This is a genomic window from Micromonospora palythoicola (assembly GCF_036689795.1).
Lineage (GTDB): Bacteria > Actinomycetota > Actinomycetes > Mycobacteriales > Micromonosporaceae > Micromonospora > Micromonospora palythoicola.
This window is the reverse complement of the sequence record NZ_JBAGKI010000056.1, coordinates 1-22,339: the sequence shown is the minus strand read 5'-3', so window position 1 is coordinate 22,339 and position 22,339 is coordinate 1. Positions and strand designations below refer to the sequence as shown.

Annotated in this window: 21 protein-coding genes and 1 pseudogene; 9 read left to right on the top strand and 13 right to left on the bottom strand. The window is 71.0% G+C overall.

Annotation, left to right across the window (positions count from 1 at the left end):
* Window positions 1-51 precede the first annotated feature (51 nt).
* From V5O40_RS21475 to V5O40_RS21445, 7 genes are all read right to left on the bottom strand, one after another.
* Complete coding sequence (locus tag V5O40_RS21475; RefSeq protein WP_332907131.1) at window positions 52-894, bottom strand: aminoglycoside N(3)-acetyltransferase; 843 nt, start codon at window positions 892-894, stop codon at window positions 52-54.
* Window positions 881-3,163, bottom strand: a complete 2,283-nt coding sequence (locus tag V5O40_RS21470) for an FxsB family cyclophane-forming radical SAM/SPASM peptide maturase (protein WP_408631921.1) — start codon at window positions 3,161-3,163, stop codon at window positions 881-883. The genes V5O40_RS21475 and V5O40_RS21470 overlap by 14 nt, the downstream gene beginning before the upstream one ends.
* 69 nt (window positions 3,164-3,232) lie before the next feature.
* The gene (locus tag V5O40_RS21465; RefSeq protein ID WP_332907129.1) at window positions 3,233-3,409 is read right to left on the bottom strand and encodes a hypothetical protein; all 177 of its coding nucleotides are present in this window, start codon (window positions 3,407-3,409) and stop codon (window positions 3,233-3,235) included.
* Window positions 3,410-3,676: 267 nt separating this feature from the next.
* Complete coding sequence (locus tag V5O40_RS21460) at window positions 3,677-4,486, bottom strand: hypothetical protein (protein ID WP_332907128.1); 810 nt, start codon at window positions 4,484-4,486, stop codon at window positions 3,677-3,679.
* Between the two features lie 221 nt (window positions 4,487-4,707).
* A complete protein-coding gene (gene katG, locus V5O40_RS21455) occupies window positions 4,708-6,984 on the bottom strand; it encodes a catalase/peroxidase HPI (protein ID WP_332907127.1) in 2,277 nt (758 codons plus the stop codon).
* Window positions 6,981-7,436 carry a Fur family transcriptional regulator gene (locus tag V5O40_RS21450; protein ID WP_332907126.1) on the bottom strand — a complete coding sequence of 152 codons (456 nt, stop codon included), beginning with the start codon at window positions 7,434-7,436 and terminating at the stop codon, window positions 6,981-6,983. The genes katG and V5O40_RS21450 overlap by 4 nt, the downstream gene beginning before the upstream one ends.
* A gap of 50 nt (window positions 7,437-7,486) precedes the next feature.
* Window positions 7,487-9,280: a serine/threonine-protein kinase gene (locus V5O40_RS21445; protein WP_332907125.1), complete on the bottom strand. Its 1,794-nt coding sequence runs from the start codon at window positions 9,278-9,280 to the stop codon at window positions 7,487-7,489.
* A 237-nt stretch (window positions 9,281-9,517) separates the two neighbouring features.
* Between V5O40_RS21445 and V5O40_RS21440 the strand changes: the two genes are divergently transcribed.
* Window positions 9,518-9,949, top strand: a complete 432-nt coding sequence (locus V5O40_RS21440; protein WP_332907124.1) for a hypothetical protein — start codon at window positions 9,518-9,520, stop codon at window positions 9,947-9,949.
* Between the two features lie 57 nt (window positions 9,950-10,006).
* On the opposite strand, the gene V5O40_RS21435 is transcribed toward V5O40_RS21440, so the two are convergent.
* A complete protein-coding gene (locus V5O40_RS21435; RefSeq protein ID WP_332907123.1) occupies window positions 10,007-10,831 on the bottom strand; it encodes an SAM-dependent methyltransferase in 825 nt (274 codons plus the stop codon).
* Window positions 10,832-10,977: 146 nt separating this feature from the next.
* Complete coding sequence (locus tag V5O40_RS21430; RefSeq protein ID WP_408631922.1) at window positions 10,978-11,679, bottom strand: DNA alkylation repair protein; 702 nt, start codon at window positions 11,677-11,679, stop codon at window positions 10,978-10,980.
* Between the two features lie 132 nt (window positions 11,680-11,811).
* Between V5O40_RS21430 and V5O40_RS21425 the strand changes: the two genes are divergently transcribed.
* Window positions 11,812-12,255 carry a DUF4259 domain-containing protein gene (locus V5O40_RS21425; RefSeq protein WP_332907121.1) on the top strand — a complete coding sequence of 148 codons (444 nt, stop codon included), beginning with the start codon at window positions 11,812-11,814 and terminating at the stop codon, window positions 12,253-12,255.
* A gap of 17 nt (window positions 12,256-12,272) precedes the next feature.
* Here the strand turns inward: V5O40_RS21425 and V5O40_RS21420 are convergent, their stop codons facing one another.
* Together V5O40_RS21420 and V5O40_RS21415 are read right to left on the bottom strand one after the other, a co-directional pair.
* The gene (locus V5O40_RS21420) at window positions 12,273-12,782 is read right to left on the bottom strand and encodes an HAD domain-containing protein (RefSeq protein ID WP_332907120.1); all 510 of its coding nucleotides are present in this window, start codon (window positions 12,780-12,782) and stop codon (window positions 12,273-12,275) included.
* A 17-nt stretch (window positions 12,783-12,799) separates the two neighbouring features.
* Window positions 12,800-13,066 (bottom strand): helix-turn-helix domain-containing protein, encoded by a 267-nt coding sequence (locus tag V5O40_RS21415; RefSeq protein ID WP_210826019.1) that lies wholly within the window; start codon window positions 13,064-13,066, stop codon window positions 12,800-12,802.
* A gap of 78 nt (window positions 13,067-13,144) precedes the next feature.
* Here V5O40_RS21415 and map point away from each other — a divergent pair, with 78 nt between their 5' ends.
* A complete protein-coding gene (gene map, locus V5O40_RS21410; protein WP_332907119.1) occupies window positions 13,145-13,963 on the top strand; it encodes a type I methionyl aminopeptidase in 819 nt (272 codons plus the stop codon).
* Between the two features lie 62 nt (window positions 13,964-14,025).
* On the opposite strand, the gene V5O40_RS21405 is transcribed toward map, so the two are convergent.
* Window positions 14,026-14,736, bottom strand: a complete 711-nt coding sequence (locus tag V5O40_RS21405; RefSeq protein ID WP_332907118.1) for a VOC family protein — start codon at window positions 14,734-14,736, stop codon at window positions 14,026-14,028.
* A gap of 142 nt (window positions 14,737-14,878) precedes the next feature.
* Window positions 14,879-15,652, bottom strand: a complete 774-nt coding sequence (locus tag V5O40_RS21400) for a hypothetical protein (protein ID WP_332907117.1) — start codon at window positions 15,650-15,652, stop codon at window positions 14,879-14,881.
* A gap of 476 nt (window positions 15,653-16,128) precedes the next feature.
* Between V5O40_RS21400 and V5O40_RS21395 the strand changes: the two genes are divergently transcribed.
* The 6 genes and pseudogenes from V5O40_RS21395 (at window position 16,129) to V5O40_RS21370 (ending at window position 22,230) form a co-directional block, all read left to right on the top strand.
* Window positions 16,129-17,097 (top strand): helix-turn-helix domain-containing protein, encoded by a 969-nt coding sequence (locus tag V5O40_RS21395; protein ID WP_332907116.1) that lies wholly within the window; start codon window positions 16,129-16,131, stop codon window positions 17,095-17,097.
* Between the two features lie 93 nt (window positions 17,098-17,190).
* Window positions 17,191-18,048, top strand: a pseudogene (locus V5O40_RS21390) (alpha/beta fold hydrolase); the annotation flags it as partial.
* A complete protein-coding gene (locus tag V5O40_RS21385; RefSeq protein ID WP_332907115.1) occupies window positions 18,045-18,833 on the top strand; it encodes an alpha/beta hydrolase in 789 nt (262 codons plus the stop codon). The pseudogene V5O40_RS21390 and the gene V5O40_RS21385, both read left to right, overlap by 4 nt.
* On the top strand, window positions 18,830-19,621 hold the full coding sequence (locus V5O40_RS21380; RefSeq protein WP_332907114.1) for an MBL fold metallo-hydrolase: 792 nt from the start codon (window positions 18,830-18,832) through the stop codon (window positions 19,619-19,621). The genes V5O40_RS21385 and V5O40_RS21380 overlap by 4 nt, the downstream gene beginning before the upstream one ends.
* Window positions 19,622-19,778: 157 nt before the next feature.
* The gene (locus V5O40_RS21375; RefSeq protein ID WP_332907113.1) at window positions 19,779-20,426 is read left to right on the top strand and encodes a class I SAM-dependent methyltransferase; all 648 of its coding nucleotides are present in this window, start codon (window positions 19,779-19,781) and stop codon (window positions 20,424-20,426) included.
* A 322-nt stretch (window positions 20,427-20,748) separates the two neighbouring features.
* Window positions 20,749-22,230 carry a S1 family peptidase gene (locus V5O40_RS21370; protein ID WP_332907112.1) on the top strand — a complete coding sequence of 494 codons (1,482 nt, stop codon included), beginning with the start codon at window positions 20,749-20,751 and terminating at the stop codon, window positions 22,228-22,230.
* Window positions 22,231-22,339: the final 109 nt, after the last annotated feature.

The following is a 22,339-nucleotide window of genomic DNA, read 5'->3' as shown; positions in this document are numbered from 1 at the left end:
CCGCGCCGTCGCCCAAGGTAAGCACACCGGCACGGGTGGGTCTATACCGCTTTACGGTCGGCGATGCCCGGCCATCCAGGTTGTCGCGAAGTCGACCGCATCGCGCAGATCGAGCAAGCGGGTCGGTGCGCTGCCCACGAGGCCGCGACCGACCGGCAGCCCGGCATCGATCGCCGCGCCGAGCGCGGAGAAATCACTCATGTCGAGCGACGGCGCTAGGAAGTCACGCCGCTCCCGACGCCCGGCCACCAGCACGTAACAGCGATAGGCCCGCTGCGGCGGTGGACCTGCCGGCCGGCGTGCCTCCGGCCGGTACTCCGCCAGATGCAGGGCCGTGCACCTGGTGTAGTCCACGCCGAGCAACAGGACCGCGGCCCCGGCCCGGTAGAGACGCCCCAGTGGCGAGCGCTCCCCGAGGTGGCAGTCCAGGTCGTGGACCGCGGTGAACTCGGCCGCACGCCGGCCGATGGCGGCGAACGACGTGAGGGGGTGACCGCTGCGGGCCGCGCCGGGCTGTCGCCGCAGGTACTCGGCGAAGATCCCCATCCCCTCGGAGGGGGTGGTCGCCGGATCGAACCCGGGTAGTCGAGCCTCGTAGGCGGCCCGTCCCGCCGCGTCCAGCCCCTCGGTCGCGGCCCGGAAGGCCGGACTCGTCGGCGAGTTGCCGGCCGTCTGTGCCGGCACGACGACCGTCGCCGCCGGCCCGGCCACCCGGCGCAGCGCCGCCAGCAGCGTTGCCGGGCCGCCCGCCACCGGTCCCATCCGCCGCATCGAGCAGTGCACCAACAGGTCCCGCCCGGCCCGTACGCCGAGTGCGGTCAGGTCGGCGGCGAGCCGGTCGACCTCGGCGGGATCAGCACGGCTGACAAGGATCGCCCGGTCAACGCGGGTCATCGGACCACGAGTCCACGGTCTGGCGCATCTGCCGCACAAAGCGATGCCCATGCTCGGTGAGCGCTCCGGTGCCGGCCAGCTCGTCGATGGCACGCACCGTCCACCCGCGATACCGGCGGTGCCGCTGCCGGGCCAGGGGGCCCTGCCGGGCCCGCCAGATGTCGGCGACGGCCAGATGTGCGTACGTGCCCTGGAGGGCGCCCTCCAGGGGTCGCGGGTCGTCTCGCCACGGCACGCTGAGTCGCTTCCGGTACGCCGGGTCGTACAGCTGGCTCATATCCAGCACCGCGCCGAGCTTGACGTGTTGGAACTCGTGCACCAGCAGCTCCGCCAGCGGGTCGGGGGCGGCCGGCACGGTGCCGAGCGCGCCGAAGGCGTCCCGGGACGCGGCACTGTGCAGCCGGCCGCCCGGATCCACCCGCAGCGGGGTGACGGTCCGCAGCCCCGCCCGCAGCCCCGCGATCTGACCGGGCACCGTGCGCCTGATCCGGGCCCAGGCGGCAGTCAGCGACCCCCGCCAGGACGCCAGCTGCGCCGAGTCGAGTCGGCCGCTCACCGGCCACTGGTAGCAGTCCCGGTACGGGTCGATGTCGTCGATCAGGACCGACCAACCGTCCAGCTCGACCTGACGTACGGGTGCCCAGCCCGCCGGGGGCGCGCCCCCGGCCGGCGGCACCGTGACGGACGACCTTCCGGCACGGGCGGTGAATCCGCCGCCCGTAATCGACAGTCGTGCGCTCCGCTCACCCGGCTCGTCGATGGCCTGCGCGCCGAGACCCGGCAGATGCACCAGGCCGGCGCGGACCGGCACCTCGATGTCCGTGTCGACACCCGCGCGGACGGCCGCAGCCGCGGCCAGCGCGCCGAGGTAAGCCCAGTCAGGGGCCTCACCGGAGACCGGTGCGAGGCAGTGCCGGGCCCACCGCCGCAGGTAGGGGTGGGCGAAGGTGGCCGAGACAGCCTCGGTCGCCTCCTCGTCGAGCCGGACGATCAGCTCCCAGGCTTCGGCCAGCGGCGTGCCGGCGACCCGGTCGGCGATCTGGACCAGCAGTCCCCGCACGTAGGCGAGCTGGGCGGCGGCGAGCCGGCGCAGACTGGCCTCCGAGCCGTGACCGGTACCGAGATCGTCCAGCAGGTCGGCGGCGGGCAGGCCGTCGAGAAGCCGGTCCCCGGCAAGGTCGGTCGGAGCCACGGCCGTCTCCGGTGATTCACGGTTCATCGTGACAATCAGCTTCTTCAGGTCGGCGCAGTAGACCGACGGGTTGTCGAAACCGCCGGCAACGGAGTAGCGGTGCGCCCGCAGGCCACCGCCACACTGGCTGACGACGGCACACGCCCGGCAGGTCTCGCAGAGCCCGCTCAGGCCACGCCGGCTGCGGGAGAACTCCGGATGGGCGGTCACCACGTCCACCGAGTGGCGGAAGACGTCCAAGCCCGTCCCCGCCGCGCCGTCGAACGCGGTCTTCATCGAGTCGGCGAGTTCCCAGGTGCCGTCGGTTTCGATCACCGCGAGGCCCGAGGGGTCGAGTCCGACCGCCTCGGTGCCGCTTCGCCCGCCTGCGGCGGTGGCCAGCAGCGAGTCGAACAGTCTGATGTCGACCGGCCGGCCGTCGCGGACCCACCGTCGGTAGATGGGTAGCAGCCAGTCCGCGTACGCGGTGGCTCCGCCGGCTCGCGGGGGCGGATCGGCCCACGTCGCGTGCGGCAGCAGGAAGTCGATCCGGGGCGGTGCCTCGGCCAGCAACGCCTGGTAGACCGCGACCGGGTCGTTACGCACGTCGATCGTGCAGAGAATGCCCGCGTAGCAGCGGCGATACGCCGGCCTGCGGAGCAGGGCCAACGCCCGCCGCACCTGGGCGTGGCTGCTGGCCCCGTTGGCGAAGCGTCGGTGCCGGTCGTTGGCCGCGGCGTCACCGTCAAGCGAGATGCCGACGCGCACGCCGTGCTCCAGGAACAGGTCGCACAGTTGTGGGGTGAGCAGCACCCCGTTGGACTGCATCCGGAGGTCCAGTTCGGCGACCGGCTCGATGGCGGCACGCAGGCGGGTCAGCACCATCGCCAAGCCGGTCGGGCCCAGCAGCAGCGGTTCGCCGCCATGCAACACCAGGTGAACCCGGCGCAGCCCGCGCTCTCGGGCATGCTCGGCGATGCGGAGGGCGGCGGCCGCCACGGTCTCCGGGGCGATCGATCGCGGCCGGGCCCGCCAGCTCTGGTCCGCGTGCTCGTAGACGTAGCAGTGGTCGCAGGCCAGGTCACATCGGCTGTGCACCTTCAGGACGTACTGGTTCAGTGGAGGCGGGCACGGATCAGCTTCGCCTGGTGTCCTGGACACCAGGCATCAGATCGCCGAATTGAACGCCGCCACATCGACCGCCTCGGCGCGGTCGCGGTCGTCGACGATCCGGCGGACGAGGGGCCGGACCTGCTCGGTGGAGAGCTGACGGAGTGGGGTGCGCAGAAGGACAGTGAGATCGGTTGACGTCTGCTGGGCCTCGACGGGTGCGGCATGGGCCACGGGTGACTCCCCTCAATGCCGGTACCTGCGGGACGGATCAGTCGACGGAGCGGCGAACGTCACTCCAATTAGTAGCATAGAGACGACCCGCCGTGATGTCCCGTGGCAGGCGACCGCCCGACCGAGATCAGCGATTACGCGGCGCTCCGGCATCCGACGTTACAGACCTCCGGCCACGGCTCTACGGTGCGGCACATCGCCCGCGAGCGATCCCTTGTGGTGACGATGCGGTCCGAGTCCGTGCCCCGGCCGGGCGGACGGCAGTGCTCACCTTCTCCTGCGGCCACGCACCTCAGCCGCAGCCTTCCTCGTGATCCTGGCTTTCTCCTTATATACGGCATCCTTTTGACCAGCGGAGCGATTGAGTGATTGCGCCACCCGCAAAACCCGCCCATGCTCGTTGCCGAAACCGTCGCGCACTCGAAGAAGAACGTCGATCCCCGCGACCCGGAGCACCGCTTCCTCAGCAATAATTAGGAACAGAAATCCTTCCTTGCAATTCTTCACCACCGGCATCGGGGCGCCGCGATCCGTCGAAAAGAGGCAAAAATCAGCCCTGTCAACGAAGCCACTATCGATCATCTTGGTCCTGAATTGCTCCTCGGTCAGCCAGACTCGATCGGATTCCAAGGCTTCGTCGGTCAACATCAAGGAATACTTGATCGACGTCACAGCGGCAACGCCTGGACCTGCGTTGTAAAAGTGCATCGCGCGCGCCCCGTTGACCGAACTGAGCCCAGTGCAGCTGGCCGGAGCGCAATCTTCGGCCAGGTTGTCCCCGTACCCTAATGTCGGCCTCGATGCGTGGGTCAGATTAACACACAGCACGATAATGCTCGACGTCACCGCGATCAGCGCCACAGTCGGCGGTGCATCGAGAACCTGAAATCGCCATGGCCATCGCTCCACTGGCGGGGGCACCACGATCTTCCGCACTATCTCCCACGTCAAGTTGATCGCCAGAAGAGCCAGTAGCGTTACCGGAATGGCCCACAGCGCCACACGACGGCGCACGACGCGTTGCTGCCCATAGGAAACGTGAGAGAAGTTGCCGACATCGGTTCTCCAGCTACGCATCAGCCACTCCCGGAGAGTCGTTGATGCCACCCTACCGACTTGCGTCCAGTAGCGCATGACGCCCATTCGGGATCGACTGACAGGTGGTTCCCCCACCGCTGGAAGTCGTCATCAGCACGGATCGGTTCACGTACGACTGGCGCACCTGGTTTTGTCCAGGCGCGGGACGAGCCCCGGGGGATCGTCGCTGATCGCCCGGGGCTCGTCGGATGCGTGTCGGATCAGGCGAGGTCGAACCGGTCCAGTTCCATCACCTTGGTCCAGGCGGCCACGAAGTCGGCCACGAACTTGCCACGGGCGTCGTCGCTGGCGTAGACCTCGGCGAGCGCCCGGAGCTGGGAGTTGGAGCCGAAGATGAGGTCGACCGCGGTCGCGGTCCACTTCACCTGGTCGGTGGTCACGTCACGGATCTCGTACACGTGCTCCTGGTTCTCCGACGCCTTCCAGCGCGCGCCCGGGGAGAGCAGGTTGCGGAAGAAGTCGTTGGTGAGCACGCCGGGCCGGTCGGTGAGCACGCCGTGCCGGCTGTCGCCGACGTTGGCACCGAGGGACCGCAGGCCGCCGATCAGGACGGTCATCTCGGGCGCGGTCAGGTTCAGCATGTACGCCCGGTCGATCAGCAGCACCTCCGGCTGGGTCTTCTCGCCAGCCCGCAGGTAGTTGCGGAACCCGTCGGCGCGCGGCTCCAGGACCCGGAACGACTCGATGTCGGTCTGCTCCTGGCTGGCGTCGGTGCGGCCCGGGTGGAACGGGACCGTGACCTCGACACCGGCGTCCCGCGCGGCCTTCTCGACGGCGGCCGAACCGGCCAGCACGATCAGGTCGGCGAGGGAGATCTTCGCCCCGCCCGCGGCGTTGAACTCCCGCTGGATGCCTTCGAGGGCGCCCAGCACCGTCGCGAGCTGCTCCGGCTGGTTGACCTCCCAGCTGCGCTGCGGTTCGAGGCGGATCCGGGCGCCGTTGGCGCCGCCGCGCTTGTCGGTGTACCGGAAGCTCGCGGCCGAGGCCCAGGCGGTGCTGACCAGCTCGGTGGTGGTCAGGCCGGACTCCAGGATCTTCGCCTTCAGCGCCGCGATGTCGGCGTCACCGACCAGCTCGTGGTCGACGGCCGGCACCGGGTCCTGCCACAGCTGGGGCTCCGGCACCCACGGTCCGAGGAACCGGCTGACCGGGCCCATGTCGCGGTGCAGCAGCTTGAACCACGCCTTGGCGAAGGCCAGCGCGAACTCGTCCGGGTTCTCCAGGAACCGGCGGGAGATCTTCTCGTACGCCGGGTCGACGCGCAGCGACAGGTCGGTCGTGAGCATCGTGGGCTTGTGCTTCTTCGACGGGTCGTGGGCGTCCGGGATGATCGCCTCGGCGTCCTTGGCGACCCACTGCTTCGCACCACCGGGGCTGGTGGTCAGTTCCCACTCGTAGCCGAAGAGGATCTCGAAGAAGCGGTTGCTCCACTGCGTCGGCCGGTCGGTCCAGGTGACCTCGAGGCCGCTGGTGATGGTGTCGGCGCCCTTGCCACTGCCGTACGTGCTCAGCCAGCCCAGGCCCTGCGACTCCAGCGGCGCGCCCTCGGGCTCCGGGCCCACGTGGTTGTCCGCGACACCGGCGCCGTGGGTCTTGCCGAAGGTGTGCCCGCCGGCGATCAGTGCGACGGTCTCCTCGTCGTTCATCGCCATCCGGGCGAAGGTCTCCCGGATGAAGTGCGCCGCCGCGAGCGGGTCCGCGTTGCCACGCGGGCCCTCGGGGTTGACGTAGATCAGCCCCATCTCGGTCGCACCGACGCCCTGCGACATCTCCTTCTCGGAGACGTAGCGCTCGTCACCGAGCCAGGTGTCCTCCGGGCCCCAGAAGATCTCCTCGGGCTCCCAGACGTCCTCGCGGCCGAAGCCGAACCCGAAGGTCTTGAAGCCCATCGACTCCAGGGCCACGTTGCCGGCGAGCACGAGCAGGTCGGCCCAGGAGATCTGCTGGCCGTACTTCTGCTTCACCGGCCACAGCAGGCGGCGGGCCTTGTCCAGGTTGGCGTTGTCCGGCCAGCTGTTGAGCGGGGCGAAGCGCTGACCGCCGTCACCGGCGCCACCGCGTCCGTCCTCGATGCGGTAGGTGCCCGCGGCGTGCCAGCTCATCCGGATCATCAGGCCGCCGTAGTGCCCGAAGTCGGCCGGCCACCAGTCCTGGGAGGTGGTGAGGACCTCGGTGATGTCCCGCTTCAGCGCCTCGACGTCGAGCTTGGCGAACTCCTTGGCGTAGCTGAAGTCCTCCCCCAGCGGGTTGCCCTTCGACGAGTGGGCGTGCAGCACCGAGAGGTCCAGTTGATTGGGCCACCAGTCCCGGTTCGTCCGCGGGCGACCGCCGGTCTTCGGAGTCGGCGAGTCGATCGCCGGGTTCTCGCTCTCGCTTCCGTGGGCGGTCACCGAGTCGTGCGCGACCGGGCAGCCGGCCGCCGCCTTGGCGTCCACGCCCTGGGCGCTGGACGGGGCGTCGTGCTCTGCGTTGCTCAATGTGCTTCCTTCCGACCTGGCGGTTCACTTGTGGTGCGTGCGGTCGCGCAGTCAGGGCAGATGCCCCAGTAGACGACCTCCGCCTCGTCGACCGCGAAACCGTGGTCGTCGGAGGCGGTCAGACAGGGGGCGTAGCCGACGGCGCAGTCCACGTCGGCGATCACACCGCAGGAGCGGCAGACGACATGATGGTGGTTGTCTCCCACCCGGGACTCGTAGCGGGCGATCGCCCCGGTGGGCTGGATGCGCCGCACCAGACCGGCGTCGGTGAGCGCCCGCAGCACATCGTAGATCGCCTGGTGGGACACGGTGGGATGATCGGCACGGACCAGCCGGATCACGGTGTCGGTGTCGACGTGCGGATGGTCGCGCAGCGCCGCGAGCACCGCCAGCCGGGGCCGGGTCACGCGCAACGAGACCGCCCGCAGCTGCGCCTCGAAGTCGGCCGTCATGCCGACGAACCTACTCGACTCTTCTGGAATCAATCAAGTTTTCGGGTGGATCAGGAGTTCGTGTCGGCGGTGCCGCCGCTCTCGTCCGCCGCCGACGTGGTGGAGGTCACCGAGGCGGTGGAAGACGTCTGCGTGGGGGTGGGAGCCGTGGTCTCGGCGGGTTCCGTCGTCGGTGGTGGGGTCGGGTCCGGCGGAGGCGGGGTGGACGGCCGCTCGGTCGCCGCCGGACTCGACGTCGCCGAAGGGCTGACCGTGGGGCTGGCGGTGGGGCTGGCGGTCGCCGACGGGCTCGGCGTGGGCGGCGGAGCGGAGGTGGCCGGTGTCGAGGTGGTCGGCGTGCCCGACGGTGTCGCCGACGGTACGTCCGACGGCTGGGCGTCGGGTCGACCCGATCCGCCCCCGCCGCCGTCCGGAGCCGGGCGGTCCCGTTCCGGCGTACCCGATCGCACCCGGGAGGTCCCCTGCGTCGATGCCGCCGGCTCGGCCGACGCGGAGGCCAGCACCGCTGTCCGGACGTGGGTGTCGGCATGCTCGCAGGCGACGCCCGCCAGGCTGAACCGCTCCGGTGTCTCGTGCCCACCGGACTCCACCCGGCCGTGCAGGGTCGCCGTCGCGTCCGTACCCGGTTCCGCCGGCGCGTCCAACCGGAGGGTGACCCGCTGCTCGTCGTGCGCCCAGGCAGCGCCGCGTACGTCGAGAAGGCGCTGACTGGCCGGCAGGGTGAAGCTCAGCGCCTGCTGCCCGGTCCCGGGTTGCCCGGCTCCCGTCACGCTGATCCGCGCCAGGAAGCGCCCGTCGGCCGCCTGCTGTGCCCGGTACTGCACGGTGCAGCCGGCCTCGGCGGCGGGTGGGTCGGCCGAGCCTTCCTCGGCGGCGAGCAGTCCCGGCAGGATCCCGGCCAGCGCGGCCGCCGCGGCGGCGGGGGCGGCGAACAACAGCCCGCGCCGCCGCCGGGCGACCGCCGACCGCCGGGCAGGTCCGTCGGCCGGCCTGGTGGGGCCGGCGACCGTGTGGGTGGGCACGGCGACCCGGGTGGCCGCCGCGCCCGGCGCGGGCCGCACGGCCAGGGTCGCACCGGTAAGCGCCTCGGCGAGGTCGGCCGCGTCCGGACGCCGGTCCGGGTCGGCCGCAAGGCATCGACCGATCAGGTGCGCGTGCGAGGCGGAGAGCCCCTCGACGTCGGGTACGGGAGCCGGTTCGTGCGGTGACCGCTGTGGCGCCTGTCCGGTGAGGCACTCGGTGAGGACGACGCCGAGGGCGAACACGTCGCCCGCCGGTACCGCCTCCGCTCCGACGGTCAACTCCGGCGGCAGGTAGCTGGGGGTGCCCCAGAGCTGTCCGTCCGGCTCCGCCGGGTCGTCGCCCGCGCCGACCGCGATGCCGAAGTCGACCACCTTCACGCCGCTCTCGGTGAGCATGATGTTTCCGGGCTTGACGTCCCGGTGCACGATGCCCTGCTCATGCGCGGCGGCGAGGGCCGCCGCCACCTGCTGACCGATCCGCAGCGTCTCGTCCGGCGGCAACGGACCGGCGGCCCGCAGGCGGGCGGCCAGCGTCGATCCGGCGACGAACTCCATCACCAGGAACGGGGTGGGAGTCCGGGTCAGATGCCGCTGCTCACCGTAGTCGTAGACCCGGGCGACGCCGGGGTGGTCGAGCCGTGCCGCGGCCAGCGCCTCGCGGCGGATGCGGTCGCGGGCCGCGGGGTCGCCCAGCAGCGGTGCCGACAGCAGCTTGACCGCGACGGTGCGCTGCAGGCGCAGGTCGTAGCCACGCCAGACGGTGGCCATGCCGCCCCGGCCGACCGGTTCGTCGAGCCGGTAACGCCGCTGCAGGCATCGCACGAGCACAACCTCCCGCTCCGGTCGCGCACCCCCGCCGAGGTGTCCGGTCGGCGGATCCCGTCCGGTCACCGCCCCTGTCGACTAACGCGCTACCCCCGTCCGGAGGCGGGAAAACCCCTGGTCAGTCGATTGAAGGAGGTCGACTCGGGATGTCATGCGACCGTCACACGTTCGCGCGGCGCTCGTCATCCCACGGGGCATCTCTGAGCAGAGGCACCTTTTCGAGGAGGCGACGACATGAGCGACGTTCCGTACGGCGTCCGGCACGCAGCGCTCGCCACCGCGCTGGCAGCCGTGCTCGCCGTCACCGGCTGCGCCCCCGAGCCGGAGGCGGAACCACCACCACCGTCCACCGGCACCAGCCCGCCGAACACCCTCGCCAAGGTCGACGTGGGTGACGCGCTGACCGTGACCGCGGCCGTGGATCGGGTCGTCGACGAGCGGGCGCTCGTCGTGCGGGACGTCGACCTGGCCGACCGCAGCCTGCTCGTGCTGACCCGGCAGCCCGTGGAGGCGACCCCGCCGCAGTTGCTCAGCGTGGACGGGACCGTGGTCCGGTTCTCGTACCGCCGTCTCGCGGCCCGCCACCACCTGACCGACCCGGCGGCCTACCGCACGTTCGAAGGACAGAAGGCGCTGGTGGCCGGTCAGGTCACCGTGTGGCGGTGACGGCACCCTGGTGAGCGGCGGTCGACGCGGACACCCGGAGGAGGCCCGAGCGCGGCATCACGGCTTGCGCGCGACGAGTCCGACGAAGGTGTGGTAGGTGTCGCCCTGCTCCGGCGCGGTCTCATCCGGGTCCGGTCGCCACGCGGCCACCGGGACCAGGCCCGGTTCCACCAGCTCCAGGCCCTCGACGAAGGAGAGGATCTCCTCGTCGGTACGCCAACGACCGGTGCCGAGGGACTCGTTGAAGATGCGTTCGACCTCCCGCGCCTTCCGCGAGGCGTCGGGGTGCCGGTCGCCGGGATCACGGAAGTGGGAGATCGCGACGTAGCTGCCCGACGGCAGGGCGTCGATCAACCTCGCCGCCACCGCCTTCGGGTCCTCGTCGTCCCTGAGGTGGTGCAGAATCGCGAAGAGCAACAGCCCGACGGGGCGGTCCAGATCCAGGAACCTGCGGACCTCCGGGTGTTCCAGGATGGCCTCCGGCGACCGGATGTCGGCCTGGACCACCGTCGCGGTTCCGGCGTCGGCCAGCAGCGCCCGACCGTGCGCCAGCACGATCGGGTCGTTGTCGACGTAGACCACCCGCGCCTGCGGGTCGTGGCGCAGGGCCACCTGGTGCACATTGCCCTGGGTGGGCAGACCGGAACCGAGATCGAGGAACTGGCCGATGCCCTGCTCGGTGAGGAAGCGCACCGCCCGCCGCAGGAAGGCCCGATTCGCCTGGCCCGCCTGCGGGCCGTCCGGGGTGATCCGGAGCGCGTGCTCGGCGACGGCGCGGTCCACCGCGAAGTTGTCCTTGCCGCCGAGCATGTAGTCGTACACCCGGGCGATGCTCGGCACGCTCATGTCGACCCCGGCGGGTGCCACCTCTTCGTTCGCCACAGTTCGTCTCCTCGTCCACACCGGATCACGGTCGGCCGAACCGCTTGGGCCGAGCGCCGGACCGCGGATGGCCCGACGTCGAAGCGGGTTCGGTCGGCGTGCCGCCGCACCTGCTCGACATCCTGCGGCCGACGCCGCCGACCATCCTAAGTGGTCGCCTCGACGGCGCGCTCGTGCTGGTCGGTCTCGACCTCGTGCTGTCGGCGCACCATCTCGGCGATCCAGGTGGGCGCGTACGGAGAGGTGCAGCCCGGTGAGGTCGGATAGTCCTTGAGCACACCGAGACGTTCCCCGATGTCGATCGCGCGGGAGCGGTGCCCGGCGTGCTCGATCCCGATCTGCGCCAGGCAGTGGTTCATCGCCCACTGCAGGCGATCCGGAGCGTCCCTCATCTCCGCCTCGATGGCGTCGAGCAGCGCGGTGAGGTCGAGGCCCTCGGGTTTCGCGGCCACCCGGTCGGTGGTCAACGCCCAGCCGGCGCTGGCGACGACGGGATCCGGATCGGCCAACCACGCCCGGCGCAACTGCTCGCTGTGCGGGCTCTTCCGCACCACGTAGTTCACCAGCCAGTCGTGCACCTTGGGTCGACGCGCCTCGCGCAGCATGGTGTCCAACTGGTCGCGCTCGAACGCCTTCGGGCGGCAGACCAGGATCGCCAGGAGTCGCGCCGCGGTGTCGCCCGTCTGCCACAGCTGCTCCGCGAGATCCTGCTGGGTCTTCAGCCGCTTCGCGAGGGCACGCAACGTGCTGAGGTTGACCCCGTGGTCGTCACCGTGCCGCTCGTTCACCTCGCGCGTCCTCGGGTCCGCGAGCTCGGCCAACTCCGCCATCACCTGCGCCACCGTCATGCCGGTCAGCCTCGTCTCGACCACCTTGCCTCCTGTCCGTCACCCGTCACCGCAGGGTACGCCGAATCGCGGGTGTCGAAGGCTGTCGGTGGCCGGTGCCAGAATGCGGCGCGACCGATCGTGGGAGGCTTCATGGGTACCTGGGACAGTGGTCCGTTCGACAACGACACCGCCGCCGACTGGTGTGGCGAGCTGGCTGACGCCCACGCCGCCCAGCGGCCGGTGCTGGTCCGCGCGGCCCTGAACCGAGCGGCCGTCGAGCAGGACTACCTCGACGCCGATGTCGCCTGCGAGGCGATCGCCGCAGCCGCGATCGTGGCCGCGCATCTGCCCGGCGGGCCGCCCGTCACGTCACCGTACGCGCCGGACGTGCTGCGCGACGGAGACCGGCTCGACCTGCCCGACGAGGTGTCCGCGCTGGCCGCGACCGCGCTCGACCGGATCATGGCTGCCGATTCCGAATGGCGCGACCTGTGGCAGGAGGCGTCAGGCGACGACAACCCGGCCTTTGTCGTCGTCCGTGAGCTGCGTCGGGCGCTGACGGCCCGACCGGAACGGACCGCCGGCACAGCCTGAGTCCCTGACGGGCGCGCTCACCGATGCAGGGTGCCCACCCAGGTCAGCACCCGGTCGACGTCCGATCGCGTCCAACCGAGTGTGGGATCGACCGACACGAGCAAGGTCGGCGCCGACCGGTCAGCGGCCCACCGCCGGCCGGCGGCGGTGTGGTCGTCATCGATCCACGCGGCCGGCCTGTCGGCGGCCACGGCGGCGACGGCCGGCACCTTGAGTTCGGGAGCGAACGGCACCGGTGGGAAGCCGACCACCGGCAGCGGCGCGACTCCGAGCAGCGGCAGGTAGAAGTCGTTGGCCGCCTCGCCCCAACCCGTTGCCCACCACAGCTCACCGGCGGCGGCCAGCTCCCGGATCCAGTCGGCGTGTGCCAGGCAGTACCGCTGCGGATCTTCCCCGTCGAAGAGGACGCGTTCCTGATAGCCGTCGGGACAGGTCGGTGCCGCGAAGGGATTCAGTACGCCGTCGAGGTCCAGAAAGACCAGGGGTACGCCGGGTCCTCCGGCGCAACGGCCACCCGACGAGTGCACGGCGTTCGACGGCGGGGCTAGGACGCCTGGCGGATGGGCAGGTCGGCTCGCCAGACCTCGGCCAGATCACTGAGCGGGACGTCCAGCGCCTGGCTGAGGCAGACCACGGTGCCGAACGCCGGCGCGGGCAGGCGGCCCGCCTCGATCTTGCGGAGCGTCTCGGGTGAGATGCCGGCGGCCAGGGCCACGTCGACGAGGCTGCGGCCGGCCCGGGCGGCTCGCAGGGCGGCGCCCAGGCGCTGCCCGGCGGCGATCTGCTCGGCGGTGAGTGGTTGGCGGACCATGCGAAGGAGGATAGCCCCTTCCGGGCGACCCCACGGTGGCGTGGTATAAAAATACCGACAGGGGCGAGGGAGGCTTTGATGATCGAACTCAAGTCGGCCGAGGAAATCGAGCGGATGGCGGTGACCGGCCGGTTCGTCGGCGAGTTGCTCGCCGAGCTGAGCGGTGTCGCCGCGGTCGGCGTCAACCTGCTGGACCTTGAGCACCACGCTCGCCGTCGAATCACCGAACGCGGTGCCGAGTCCTGCTACTGGGACTACGCCCCCTCGTTCGGCCGTGGTCCGTTCCGCAACGTGCTGTGTCTGTCGGTGAACGACGCGGTGCTGCACGGCCTCCCCCACGACTACGCCCTACGGGACGGCGATCTGCTCAGCATCGACATGGCGGTCGGCATCGACGGCTGGGTCGCCGACTCCGCGCTCTCCGTCATCGTCGGCACCCCGGACCCGGCCGACCTGAGGCTGATCGAGGCCACCGAGGTCGCGTTGGAGGCCGCCATCACCGCCGCCCAGCCCGGCGGCCGCCTGGGCGACATCTCCGCCGCGATCGGCGAGGTCGCCCACTCCTACGGCTACCGGGTCAACGGCGAGTTCGGCGGCCACGGCATCGGCCGTACCATGCACGAGGCCCCGCACGTGGCCAACACTGGCCGCCCTCGTCGCGGCCTGAAGCTGGAGCCCGGTCTCACCATCGCCGTCGAGCCCTGGCTCTGCAGCTCCACCGACAAGATCAGGTATGACAAGGACGGTTGGACGATCCGGTCGGCCGACGGTTCCCGCACCGCACACTCCGAGCACACGGTCGCCATCACGGCCGCCGGCCCCCGGGTCCTGACTCGCCGCCCAGACCACGGCACCGGCTCCGCCGGCCCTGCCGCGAAGTCCGCCACCGCATCCTGACCGCTTCCACCGCCGGACGGTCGCCGGGGCCGGCGTGTCGGGAGCGGCGTGTCGGGATCGGACTAACGACGTCTCATGACACGGAACTCGTTGCCGTCCGGGTCGGCCAGCATGACCGCGCCATCCCCGCTGGCCTCGATCCACGTGGCGCCGAGGGACACCAGCCGGTCGACCTCCGACCGCTGATGACGGTCAGCCGACGGCGCCAGGTCGAAGCGCTGCCGGTTCCTCCCCTGCTTCGGTGCCACGGGCGGACCTCCCCAGGCGACCTTCGTGCCGCCGCCCGGTGCCTGTACGGCGGTCTCCTGATCCTGGTCCCACACCAGTGGCCAGCCCAGCGCGGCGCTCCAGAAGAGGCCGACCTCCCGGGTGCCGTCGCAGGCTATCTCGCCCAGAAAGCCGCAGCCGGCGAGGAACCTGTTGCCCGGCTCGATCACGCAGAACGCGTTGCCCTCGGGGTCGGCCAGGACGATGTGTCCCTCCTCCGGGCGCTGCCCGAGGTCGACGTGGGCGGCACCGAGGGCGAGCGCGCCGGCCACCGTCTGCTGCTGGTCGGCGGGACTGGAGCTGGTGAGGTGCAGGTGCACCCGGTTCTGCCCTACCCGCTCGGCGTGGCTCGCCACGAACCGGAGGCCGAGCTGCGTGTCAGTGCCAGGGAGAGACGCACCGCCGCCATCGTGGACGATCTGCCGGTCGAGCAGGCCGGCCCAGAACTGCGCCAGGCGCATCGGTTGGCTCGCGTCGAAACACACGGCGACCAGCTGGCAGGACATCGCATTCCCCGATCGTCGGCTCACCACCGTCGGCAGCGCGCCATCCGCCGCCGTTCGGGTGGAGCGTAAGGGAACTCGATGCCGGGCGTCGCCGGATATTCGACGACGCCCGGCACCGTCTGTGCACGGGAGTTGTGGCGGGTCAGCAGCCGAGGCGCCTGGTCGACAGGGCGATGTCGTCGATCCAGAGGTCGAACTCGCCCGGGGTGGTGCCGCCCTGGTAGAGCTGCCAACCGATCTTCACGGTGTTAACTTCCGGCAGGACGAACGGCACGTCGTTGCCACCGTGTTCGGTGGTGGAGGCGGTCAGTTCCGGGTTCGCCACCCCGTCGATCCACACCGCGACGCGATTGTCCGCCGGATCGAGGTGCCACTCGAAGCACTGCCAGGTGTCTTCGACCACCGGGGCGGACTCGCGCCAGTTGGTCCAGTCGCCGGTCGGCCCGCCGTCGGCGCCGACGCCCCAGAAGATGCCGGGGACCGTGGGTGCGTACTGGCCGCCGATCGGACGGACAATCTCCGAGCTGCCGGTGCCGGTCGCCTCCACGAGGGTGAAGTGCGCCCAGTCGGGGCCGGTGGGAAAGGCGTCGACGCGCAGCCGCATCCGGCCGTAGAAGCGGTTGCCGGGCGCGGCGAAGTCGTCGACGCGCAGGAAGGCGCGGCCGTTGTCGACCGTGTGGACGTGCAGTACCTGGTTGCCACGGCGGGCACGTTCGACGGTGAGCGTGCCGTTGCGCGTGTCGATGCCCCAGTCCAGGGTGCTGGCGCCGCCGGGCGGCAGGCGCTCGAAGTCCTCGCAGAAGAGCAGGTGTCGCGTGCAGGAGCCGCGATGATTGGCGCCGGCGACGTCGGACGGGACACTGCCGGCCGTGACGCCGATCACCAGAGCGGTCAACCCGGCAAGAAGACTGCGCATGTTTCCTCCATCGACTGCTTCCCCGCCACCTTCGACGTGGCAGGGCTACGGCGTGCTACGCCTCACCCGGTATCCGAGGCGAGGACGAACGCCCCGGTAGCCGGGGCGGCGCCCGAGACGCCCGTCTTCATTGCCCCCGCTTGGGAGCGTTCCCATATATAGCAGACATTCAATCTCCGTGCGGGGCCCTGGTCTCCGCCGGGCAGAAGCGTCCGGGGGCCCGTCACGCGCCCACCGGCCCGGTCGCCCGGAGCGTCTTCGACGGATCCCGACCACGGTCCGCAGGACTCCCGGCAGGCGTTGTTCTCCACCTCGGCGCGGCGCATACTGAATCCAACCTCGTCGTTCCGTTCGCCGTTGCGCCGCAACAGCGATCGGAGCAGCGGGGTTTCTCCATCTGTGCGGCGATTGATACGACCCGGTTGCCGGCGCGTTACGCACCGGCCCGGCAACTGCTCAGGATCGGATGGGACCTCATGCTCGTTCTCGACACGCGGTCGCTGCCCCCACGAGAGCGCGCGGCGGCGTTCCAGGCCACCGTCAGCGGCAACTGCTCCGCCAGCCTGGCCTCGTTCGAGGATCCCGCGGCGATCCAGGCGAGAATGACCGTCTTCGACTTCGGCCGGGCGAAGGTGTTCAACATCGAGGCCTCCGGCACGACCCTGCGCCGTACGCCCCGGATCGCCCGGGCCTCGGACGAGTCGTCGATCGTTCTGGCGTTACCGATGCGAACCGACAACCATCTGATGTGGGCTCGGGAGGGACGCGTGTTCGGACCGCGTGACCTCATGCTTGTCGACCTGTCCCTGCCGTACGTCTACGGCTGGCGAGGCAGCGGGGCCTCCTACGCACTGCACGTCGATGTCGATCACCTGGGCGTTCCCCGGGACGCGATCCACCGGGCCGCGCGTGAACTGCGGGTCAGTCCGCTCTACGAACTCGTGCGCAGTCACGTCGCGCACCTGGTCGGACAGGCCGACGACCTGGTCGGCAGCGGTGCGGGGCCGGAGCTGGGCACCGCCTCCGCCGAGCTGATGCGCGCTCTGGTGCTCTCCGCTGCCGGCGACGGTCGGCAGCTACGCGAGACGATGCACTCCTCGATGCAGGCGCGGGTGCAGGCATACGTCCGCAGCAACCTGCGGGATCCGGAGTTGACACCGGCACGGATCGCCGCGGCCAACGCCATCTCGCTGCGTACGCTCTACAAGCTCTACGAGTCACTGGGCCAGAGCCTGGAGCAGTCGATCATCGAGCAGCGCCTGCACGGCGCACGGGCGGACCTGACCGCCGCGCGCCCGCGTTACTCGTCCATCGCAGCGACGGCCCGCGCCTGGGGCTTCTCCAACCCGAGTTTCTTCACGAACAAGTTCCGGGAGGCCTTCGGAGTCACCCCACGGCAGATGGCCACCGCGCAGAAATCCGCAGCCATCGCGTCGCCACGTTGAACGGTGCACACAGACGTCAGAACCGTGCGTCCGCAGAACACCCGACCTGTCGCGAGGGTGCGAGATTGCTCCCTGAACCGGCTGACACCCCTGGCAGCCCACCGTGAGGAGCGGAATATGCCTTTCGTCACCGTCAGCGACGGCGCCCAGATCTTCTACAAGGAGTGGGGCAGCGGGCGCCCGGTCGTGCTGTCCCACGGTTGGCCGCTCAACTCCGACAGTTGGGAGGCTCAGGCGCTGCACCTCGCGTCGAGCGGCTACCGGGTGATCGCCCACGACCGACGCGGCCACGGCCGCTCCACCCAGACCTGGCACGGCAACGAGATGGACACCTACGCCGACGACCTCGCCGCTGTCGTCGAGACGCTCGACCTGCGCGCGGCCACCCTGATCGGCTTCTCCACCGGCGGCGGCGAGGTCGCCCGCTACATCGGTCGACACGGCACCTGCCGCGTCGCCCAGGTCGTCCTCGTCTCGGCGGTGCCGCCGTTCATGCTGAGAACCGACGACAATCCCGCCGGGGTACCCGTCGAGGTGTTCGACGGCATTCGCGCCGGCTCACTGACCGACCGCGCGCAGCTCTACAAGAACCTGGCTGACGGCCCGTTCTTCGGCCACAACCGACCGGGAAGCGACGTGTCGCAGGGAATCCGGGACGTATTCTGGCTGCAGAGCATGGCCGCCGGACACCGCAACGCCTACGAGTGCATCGCCGCCTTCTCCGCCACCGACTTCCGCCCGGACCTCGACGCCATCGACGTACCCACCCTGGTCATCCATGGCGACGACGACCAGGTCGTGCCGTTCGAGGTGGGCGGCAAGGCATCCGCCGCCCGCGTCAAGGGTGCGCGGCTGACGGTCTACCCGGGCGCACCACACGGCATCACCGACACACACAAGCGGCAGCTCGGTGACGACCTGCTCGCCTTCCTCGAGGAGTACCAGCCATGAGACCGATCGTCCTGGTGCACGGCTTCTGGGTGACGCCCCGCAGCTGGGAGCACTGGATCACCCACTACGAGAGCAAGGGCCACCAGGTGGTGGCCCCCGCGTACCCCGGATTCGAGGTCGAGGTGGAGGCGCTCAACGCCGACCCGACCCCGATCGCGCAGGTGACGGTTCCACAGATCATCGCCCACCTCGAAGAGGTCGTACGGACGCTGCCGGAGCCGCCGATCATCATCGGTCACTCCGCCGGCGGCGCGTTCACCCAGATCCTGCTCGACCACGGCTACGGCGCGGCCGGCGTGGCGCTCAACTCGGCTCCCACCGAGGGCGTCCGCGTGGTGCCCCTGTCCCAGGTCAAGTCCACCTTCCCGGTGCTCAAGAGCCCGGCCAACCGGCACAGGGCGGTCGGCCTGAGCCCGGAGCAGTGGAAGTACGCCTTCACCAACACGTTCACCGATGAGGAGTCGCGGGCCCTCTACCAGCGCTACCACATCCCCGCCCCGGGCGGCATCGTGTGGGGCGGCGTCCTGGCCAACTTCCAGCCCGGCCATCAGGACACCTGGGTCGACTACCACAACGACGACCGCGCGCCCCTGCTGTTCGTGTCCGGCGGCGAGGACCACATCATGCCGCCCGCCGTGCAGAAGTCGAACGCGGAGCACTACCGGTCCAACACCGTCACCGAGCGCCGCGAGTACGCCGGCTACGCCCACCTGCTGCCGGCACAGCAGGGGTGGGAGCGCATCGCGGACGAGGTGCTCGACTGGGCCGTGCGGCACGCGGGATGACCGACGTACGGGTCACGCACATCGGCGGTCCGACCGTACTGATCGAGTTCGACGGGTGGCAGCTGCTCACCGACCCGACGTTCGACGCGCCCGGCCGGACCTACCGGTTCGGCTGGGGCACCGCCTCGCGCAAGCTCACCGGTCCGGCGCTGCCGGCGGAGTCGCTCGGCGACCTCGACGCGGTGCTGCTGACCCACGACCACCACGCCGACAACCTCGACGACGCCGGCCGGGTGCTGTTGCCAGCGGCGGGTCGGGTCGTCACCACCGTGGCCGGCAGCCGACGACTGGGGGCCGACGCCATCGGTCTGGCTCCGTGGCAGCGCACCACGCTCACGGCGACCGGGCGGCCGACCATCGAGGTCACGGCGACCCCGTGCCGGCACGGCCCGCCGCTGAGCCGGCCGGTCGTCGGCGAGGTGACCGGGTTCGTGCTGCGCTGGGCCGGCCAGCGGCACGGGCCACTCTGGATCACCGGCGACACCGTGCTCTACGACGGCGTCCGTCAGGTCGGCGGCCGGTTCGGCATCGGCACCGTCGTACTGCACCTCGGAGCGGTCCGGTTCGGCCGCACCGGTGCGCTGCGCTACACGATGACCGCCGCCGAGGGTGTCGAACTGTGCGGACTGGTCGGCGCCCGTTCGGTGTTGCCGGTGCACTACGAGGGCTGGAGTCACTTCAGCGAGGGCCGGCAGGCTGTGGAGGCCGCCTTCGCCGCCGCCCCGGCCGCGGTCCGGGCGAGCCTGCACTGGCTCACCCCCGGCACGGCCAGTTCCCTCACGGTCTGACCGCGCCCGGCTGGCGGCGGACCCCCGCCGCCACCGGTCCGGGCAGTTCCGACGAGTACCCAGAATCAGGCCGCCGCGGATCGGTTCCTACCCGGACGGTAGCCTGCGATGCTCAACGCGCCCTTCCCCACTCCGTCGAACCGGAAGGACCGTCATCGTGAGCAACCCGGCCAGCAGAAGCCCGGGCGAGTCACCGACCGCGAAGCAGCGACGCGTGTGGGACAGGGCCGCACCGAGCTACGACAGGCAGATCGTGTTCCTCGAGCGGGTGCAGTTCGCGGGCGGCCGGGAGTGGTTGGGCGACCGGGTGCGTGGTCGGGTGCTGGAGGTAGCCATCGGCACCGGCCGTAACCTGCCGTACTACCCCACCGACGTCACCCTGACGGGCGTCGAGTTGAGCCCGGCGATGCTGGACGTCGCGCGTCGCCGGGCCGCCGATCTCGGCCGGACGGTCGACCTGCGCGAGGGCGACGCGGAGCGGCTGCCCTGCGCGTCCGCGTCGTTCGACACCGTGGTCTGCGCTCTCTCGCTCTGCTCCGTCCCGCGCCCGGCGCAGGCGATCGACGAGATGAGGCGCGTGCTCGTACCCGGTGGCCGGCTGCTCCTGCTGGACCACGTCGCCAGCACCTGGCCGCCGGTGCGTGCCGCCCAGTGGCTCCTCGAACGGGTCACCGTCCGCATGGCCGGTGAGTACTTCACCCGCCGGCAGCTTCCCCTGGTGCGTGCGGCGGGATTCACGATCGTCGAGGTCGAGCGGTTGAAGGCCGGCACCGTCGAACGCGTGCACGCGGTCAAGCCCGACTGAGACAGCCGGCGACGACCGGGCGTCAGCGTCGGGAGCCGCTCTGCCGGTGTGCCGTACGGGCACCGGGATTCGAGCGTCATTCGCCTTAATATGAGTTAACTGATATAGATCAGAGCCTATCGATTCCGGTTAGGTTGGCGGTGGCCCACCTGATCAGGCTGGCGCCCCGTCGAGGCGCCCGGCAGCGGCACCGGCCAGGTCAACGGGCTGCGGCGCCCGCAGCACCGTCGCCCAAACCCCGAGGGCGGAGCGCGGCGGGACACCCCCGCCCCGATCGCGGCGCACCCCCGTTCCGCGCCGCCGTTTCCACAGGAGGCAATAGATGAGACGAGTTCTCACCTTCGCGGCAGCAGCGATCCTGCTGCCCGTCGGTGCCATCGCCGTCGCGGTAACCCCCGCCGCAGCGGCCCCGCTGCCCGACCCCGGCACCGCCGCCGCCACGGTGGCCGCGTCGTCGGAGATGCTCGCCGCGATGCAGCGTGACCTCGACCTGACCCCGACCGAGGCACGCACCCGGATCGCCCGGGACGACAAGGGAACCCGGACGGACGTCAGTCTCCGCCGGTCCCTGGGCTCGGCGTACGCCGGTGGCTGGATGACCGCCGACGGCCTGGTCGTCGCCGTCACGGGCAAGGCCGCGGCCAACCGGGTCAAGGCGGCCGGCGCGCGGGCGACGATCGTCGAGCGCAGCGGCGCCGAACTGGACCGGATCAAGGCGACCCTGGACCGCCACGCCGCCACGGCACCGGCCGGCGCGGTCCCCGGCTGGTACGTCGACGTCACGACCAACACCGTCGTGGTCCTCGCCAGCGGCAACACCGCCGCGGCTGCGAAATTCGTCCGTACCAGCCGCGTCGACGCCACCGCGGTCCGGGTGGTCAGCACCACCGAGGCTCCCCGGCTGCTCTACGACGTCCGGGGCGGCGACGCCTACTACATGGGCGGGCGCTGCTCCGTCGGGTTCTCGGTGACCGGAGGCTTCGTCACCGCCGGGCACTGCGGCCGCACCGGCACCGCCACCCAGGGCTACAACCAGGTGGCCCAGGGCACCTTCCGCGGCTCGTCGTTCCCGGGCAACGACTACGGCTGGGTGCAGACCAACTCGAACTGGACGCCGCAGCCGTGGGTCAACAACTACTCCGGCGGCAACGTGACGGTGGCCGGTTCCACCGAGGCCGCCGTGGGTGCGGCGGTCTGCCGCTCCGGCTCGACCACCGGCTGGCGGTGCGGCACCATCCAGGCCAAGAACCAGACCGTCAACTACGCCGAGGGTTCGGTCAGCGGGCTGACCCGTACCAACGCCTGTGCCGAGCCGGGTGACTCGGGCGGGTCGTGGCTGTCCGGCCAGCAGGCCCAGGGCGTGACCTCGGGCGGCTCCGGTAACTGCTCCTCCGGCGGGACCACCTACTTCCAGCCGGTCAACGAGATCCTCTCGGCGTACGGCCTGACGCTGCGCACCAGCGGCGGGGGCAACGAGCCGCCGCCGCCCACCGGGTGCAGCGGCTACGAGGCGACCTACACCGGCAGCATCTCCTCCGGCCAGAGCCGGTACCAGCCCAACGGCAGCTACTACTACTCGTCCTCCTCGGGAACCCACCGGGGCTGCCTGGACGGTCCGACCGGTGTGGACTTCGACCTCTACCTGCAGAAGTGGAGCGGATCGTCCTGGGTCGACGTGGCCGGCTCGTACACTTCCGGGCCGGATGAGTCGCTGACCTACAACGGCACCGCGGGCTACTACCGCTTCGAGGTGCACGCGTACAGCGGCTCCGGCAGCTACTCGCTGGGCATCACCAACCCCTGACCCTGCGACGACTCGGCGGGGGGGGGGGGGGGGCGGGGGCCCCCCCCCCCCCGCCCGCGGGGGGGGGGGGGGGGGGCGCCCGGCGGGGGGCCCCCCCCGCGGAGCGGGG

Excerpts from the sequence above, each read along its gene's own strand:
- V5O40_RS21460 (WP_332907128.1), bottom strand. The coding sequence starts at position 4,486 with ATGCGTAGCTGGAGAACCGATGTCGGCAACTTCTCTCACGTTTCCTAT.
- V5O40_RS21400 (WP_332907117.1), bottom strand. The coding sequence starts at position 15,652 with ATGCGCAGTCTTCTTGCCGGGTTGACCGCTCTGGTGATCGGCGTCACG.
- V5O40_RS21425 (WP_332907121.1), top strand. The coding sequence starts at position 11,812 with ATGGGTACCTGGGACAGTGGTCCGTTCGACAACGACACCGCCGCCGAC.
- V5O40_RS21450 (WP_332907126.1), bottom strand. The coding sequence starts at position 7,436 with ATGACGGCCGACTTCGAGGCGCAGCTGCGGGCGGTCTCGTTGCGCGTG.
- V5O40_RS21370 (WP_332907112.1), top strand. The coding sequence starts at position 20,749 with ATGAGACGAGTTCTCACCTTCGCGGCAGCAGCGATCCTGCTGCCCGTC.
- V5O40_RS21430 (WP_408631922.1), bottom strand. The coding sequence starts at position 11,679 with ATGACGGTGGCGCAGGTGATGGCGGAGTTGGCCGAGCTCGCGGACCCG.
- V5O40_RS21385 (WP_332907115.1), top strand. The coding sequence starts at position 18,045 with ATGAGACCGATCGTCCTGGTGCACGGCTTCTGGGTGACGCCCCGCAGC.
- V5O40_RS21380 (WP_332907114.1), top strand. The coding sequence starts at position 18,830 with ATGACCGACGTACGGGTCACGCACATCGGCGGTCCGACCGTACTGATC.
- V5O40_RS21405 (WP_332907118.1), bottom strand. The coding sequence starts at position 14,736 with ATGTCCTGCCAGCTGGTCGCCGTGTGTTTCGACGCGAGCCAACCGATG.
- V5O40_RS21475 (WP_332907131.1), bottom strand. The coding sequence starts at position 894 with ATGACCCGCGTTGACCGGGCGATCCTTGTCAGCCGTGCTGATCCCGCC.
- V5O40_RS21440 (WP_332907124.1), top strand. The coding sequence starts at position 9,518 with ATGAGCGACGTTCCGTACGGCGTCCGGCACGCAGCGCTCGCCACCGCG.
- V5O40_RS21415 (WP_210826019.1), bottom strand. The coding sequence starts at position 13,066 with ATGGTCCGCCAACCACTCACCGCCGAGCAGATCGCCGCCGGGCAGCGC.
- map (WP_332907119.1), top strand. The coding sequence starts at position 13,145 with ATGATCGAACTCAAGTCGGCCGAGGAAATCGAGCGGATGGCGGTGACC.
- V5O40_RS21395 (WP_332907116.1), top strand. The coding sequence starts at position 16,129 with ATGCTCGTTCTCGACACGCGGTCGCTGCCCCCACGAGAGCGCGCGGCG.